The organism is Microvirga sp. Mcv34, from assembly GCF_024519725.1.
GTDB lineage: Bacteria > Pseudomonadota > Alphaproteobacteria > Rhizobiales > Beijerinckiaceae > Microvirga.
Genome location: NZ_JALJRK010000112.1, coordinates 7,104 through 10,360, shown reverse-complemented (window position 1 = coordinate 10,360; position 3,257 = coordinate 7,104). Strand labels below are relative to the sequence as shown.

Sequence of the window (3,257 nt, the reverse complement as noted above, 5' to 3'; positions counted from 1 at the left end):
GGCGGCTTGAGATGAGCAACAATGCCGCTGAGCGGGCCATCAGACCTTTGGCCCTAGGCCGAAAAAACTATTGATCCGGCTTGGGTGATCTTGACCTACGCGGCATAGCGGAAAGATGGATGCCCGAAGAACCTGCGGATCCGGTCGGGTAGCTTTGACAGTCGGCGCATGTGGCTGATGACGGTACGCTTGAGTTCGGGCTTGTCGCGGGCCAGCGGCTTGCGGGTCACAGCCTGCTTCAGGTCGGCGTTGAGGCCCTCGTCTGGGTTCAACTCAGGACTATAGGAGGGCAGGTAGAAGACCTCGATCTGCTCCGTGCGCGCGGCCAACCAGTCCCGCACCGTCTGGGCCCGATGAACCGGCAGGTTGTCCCAGATCAGAAACACCTTGCCGTCGGCATCCTGGATGAGCCGCCCGAGAAAGCGGATCAGGCTCGGGGCTTTGATGGCGCCATCGAGCACCATCCAGCGCAACTCGCCCTTGTTGGTCACAGCCGAGATCAGCCCCAGTCCCGCGCGCTTGTGGCTGGGGCGCACGACGGGCGTCCGGCCGCGTGGGGCGAAGCTGCGGCCGCGTACATCATCAGAGCGTAGGCCGGTCTCATCCCCCCAGAAGATCGTGCCCTTCTGTCGTCTGGCTTGCGCCACGATGGCCGGGTAGTCCTGCCGCAGCCAGCGCCGCACTACCTTCGGCGACTGCTCATAGGCGCGCCGGAGCGGCTTCTGGGCCGTGAAGCCCCAGCGCGCCAAGTAGGTGCTCATCGTGCGCACTGCCAGCCGGACGCCACAATGCCGTTCGATCAGCATTCGCACCGCGGCTCGGCTCCACAGGGCGAAGGGCAGGCCCAGTTCGTCGGGCGTGTGCCGGCTGATCAGAGCGCGGACCTGCACTTCCTGCTCGGCCTCGAGAAACCGACCCGTGCCGGGTGCCGGGCCCCGCGGCCCGCTGGCCAATCCGGCCAAACCCTGCTCGCCGAAGCGGCGGCAGATATCGAAGACGCCGGTCCGGGTCAGGCCCACCTGCGCCGCGATGGCCTCATAGGTCAGGCCGCTCTCGCGCAGTCCGACGACCTGCCGGCGGCGCTCCTCTTGCGCGGCTGCTGGCAGCTTGCGCATGTCAACATGTTTCATCCCGCCAAACTGGATCGACCAGCCGCAGATTTCAAGATCACCCAAGCCGGATCAATAATGAGAGCTCTGGCTTGATCAGGGATCTTCTTCGAGGCTGTGACACGGGCCAGTTCCTGCCGGATCAGTTGAGCTGTCTTGGGACCAATGCCCGGAAGCGTGTGGATCTGATCTGCCATCGCCTGGAGCCGGTCTAAGGTCGTGATGTCCTCGCTGCGCAACGCCTCCCACGTATCGAAGGGCAACCGCAGTCCCCTGATCGGTCCACCAATGGGTTCCCACCTGGCTTTGGGCATTTGTCTCAATCCCGGGGCCTTCAGGTGCAGTGCAGACGAGACAAGCCTCGAACACCGCGCCTCCGAGGCCCAATCTCCACGCACTGTGGTTGCGCTGCTCCCTTCCACCCTAAGAACGATGGCGATCAACTCGCGTTCCCTCGGGGATTATCGATGGGATCCGCGACGCTCCGCCGCGCTCTGCTGGGCAGTGGTGGGAACCAGGCGGGTCCGACAAATCGTCCGATGCTCTAGTTTTGCACTGTGCGGCGTCAGAATATTGCATCTACGCCTAACATAGATCATTGACGGAACTCGCTCTGCGTGAGCAGGTCGCCCTCGCCGGATTTGTTCGTTTGCCCCTACGGATTCGAAAACTCAAGGCGCCCTCTTCGGAGAGGCGCTTTTCTTTGCCGCTACGTTCTTCCATTTGCATTTCATGCTGGGCGTTCCGCGAAATTCGAGACGTGCTGAGAACAGGATGTTAGGAATGGAGCTTGGGAGCGGGTGGCGTCTGCCCTGACACGGCCATGAGTGTCGTCAGCACCACCTTCATCAAATCCTCACGGCTGGTGGGCTTTTCGAGCCAAGGAACGCCCTGAAGCTCAGACGGTACGCCCCGACTGATCGGATAGCCGGAATAGATCACGAACGGAATGGCGTGCCTGGTGAGCTCCCGTGCCAGCTCGGTGGCAGGACCATCCTTGAGCAGGAAGTTGACAATGGCCACGTCAACCGTGTTGGCCTCCAGCCAGGCCCGCGCCTCGGCCAGGGAGCCTACGGTCTGCACGGCGAGGCCGGCGTCCTCAAGGTAAGTCTCAATCGACATGGCAATGAGGGCCTGGTCCTCAATGACGAGGCAGCAGGGCTGATCGGACATTTCGCTGTTCATGGTCTCACCGCTACAGGAGGGCCGAGAAGCCAGCATTCACTTAGGTTGAGATGCGCAGCCTCCGGCAGGCGCGCTCAAAAGAACTCCCTCGCCGGTTGCAGCCAGCGAGGGAGCCTTTTCCATGGCTGAAGACCTGGAGGGTCTGAAGTGCGGATTGGATCAATAGGGAGACTGACGAAGACCCAGTCCACTCAAGCCAACATGCACCTTTGGCAGGATGGGAGCCTTCACCCAGGTTAAACGGGGCAGGAATTTTCGGTCGCGGGCCGGCCGGGATGGTCCGGCGCATCCACCAACACTGTTCGTCCTTCAAGACGTCATCAGCGGCTGAACCATGCAGGTCGTGTGGTCCGGCCCGGATCGGGAACGATCCGGTCCCGGCGGCCGCGGCCCGGGTGCACCGGATCGACAAACCCACGGGAGCGGCTCTCGGAAGCAGGGGAGGGGGTCTGATCTTGGGAGCACTGTTCCGCGGAGCTCGATCTTTCTTGGGTCACAAGGGCAACGCCGCGTTGCGAAGCCACGACCGTGCTGAGTGCAGGGATGCTCCTGCGCTCTTCCTCCATCCAGCCGAAACAATCCGAGGAACAGCGATCCTTGTTCCGGCGTTGGCGCGACTTGAGCGGGGTCTTTGTTCATGGCCGTCACCAGCAACGATTACACCTCAGGTGTTCTCCGGGTGCGCCCGGAGCGGATCGCCACTCCTGCCGCACCGACGCCGGGCCGCCACCCGTTGGGTTTGGACGGCACGCGAGACGGCGCCGTCCTGGTTCCAGCTGGGCTTGATCCGGCCAAGCCGGCCCCGCTCATCGTAGCGCTGCATGGCGCGGGCGGAATCGCCACCCAGATGCTCGATCTCCTGGCGGTGCAGGCGGAGCGGCATGGCCTGATCGTCCTCGCGCCCGAATCCCGCGGTTCAACCTGGGATGTGATCAGAGGCGGCTACGGCTCCGATGTCGCCTT

The 3,257-nt window shown here is 63.2% G+C and carries 4 protein-coding genes and 1 pseudogene; 2 read left to right on the top strand and 3 right to left on the bottom strand.

What is annotated here, in order from left to right; translation table 11 throughout:
* The coding region (locus OC446_RS31170; RefSeq protein WP_410055159.1) for a transposase at positions 1-74 on the top strand (74 nt) is incomplete at its 5' end.
* A 21-nt stretch (positions 75-95) separates the two neighbouring features.
* Here the strand turns inward: OC446_RS31170 and OC446_RS27315 are convergent.
* The 3 genes from OC446_RS27315 to OC446_RS27305 all read right to left on the bottom strand — a co-directional run bounded on the left by OC446_RS27315 (position 96) and on the right by OC446_RS27305 (position 2,282).
* Positions 96-1,130 (bottom strand): IS630 family transposase, encoded by a 1,035-nt coding sequence (locus OC446_RS27315; RefSeq protein WP_262032107.1) that lies wholly within the window; start codon positions 1,128-1,130, stop codon positions 96-98.
* Complete coding sequence (locus tag OC446_RS27310) at positions 1,127-1,372, bottom strand: helix-hairpin-helix domain-containing protein (RefSeq protein WP_262032106.1); 246 nt, start codon at positions 1,370-1,372, stop codon at positions 1,127-1,129. The genes OC446_RS27315 and OC446_RS27310 overlap by 4 nt, the downstream gene beginning before the upstream one ends.
* 514 nt (positions 1,373-1,886) lie before the next feature.
* Complete coding sequence (locus tag OC446_RS27305) at positions 1,887-2,282, bottom strand: response regulator (RefSeq protein ID WP_262032105.1); 396 nt, start codon at positions 2,280-2,282, stop codon at positions 1,887-1,889.
* Between the two features lie 649 nt (positions 2,283-2,931).
* Between OC446_RS27305 and OC446_RS27300 the strand changes: the two are divergent.
* Positions 2,932-3,257, top strand: a pseudogene (locus OC446_RS27300) (phospholipase); the annotation flags it as partial.

What these genes read in the sequence shown, in the direction of transcription:
- OC446_RS27315 (WP_262032107.1), bottom strand. Translation starts at nt 1,130, where the DNA reads ATGAAACATGTTGACATGCGCAAGCTGCCAGCAGCCGCGCAAGAGGAG.
- OC446_RS27305 (WP_262032105.1), bottom strand. Translation starts at nt 2,282, where the DNA reads ATGTCCGATCAGCCCTGCTGCCTCGTCATTGAGGACCAGGCCCTCATT.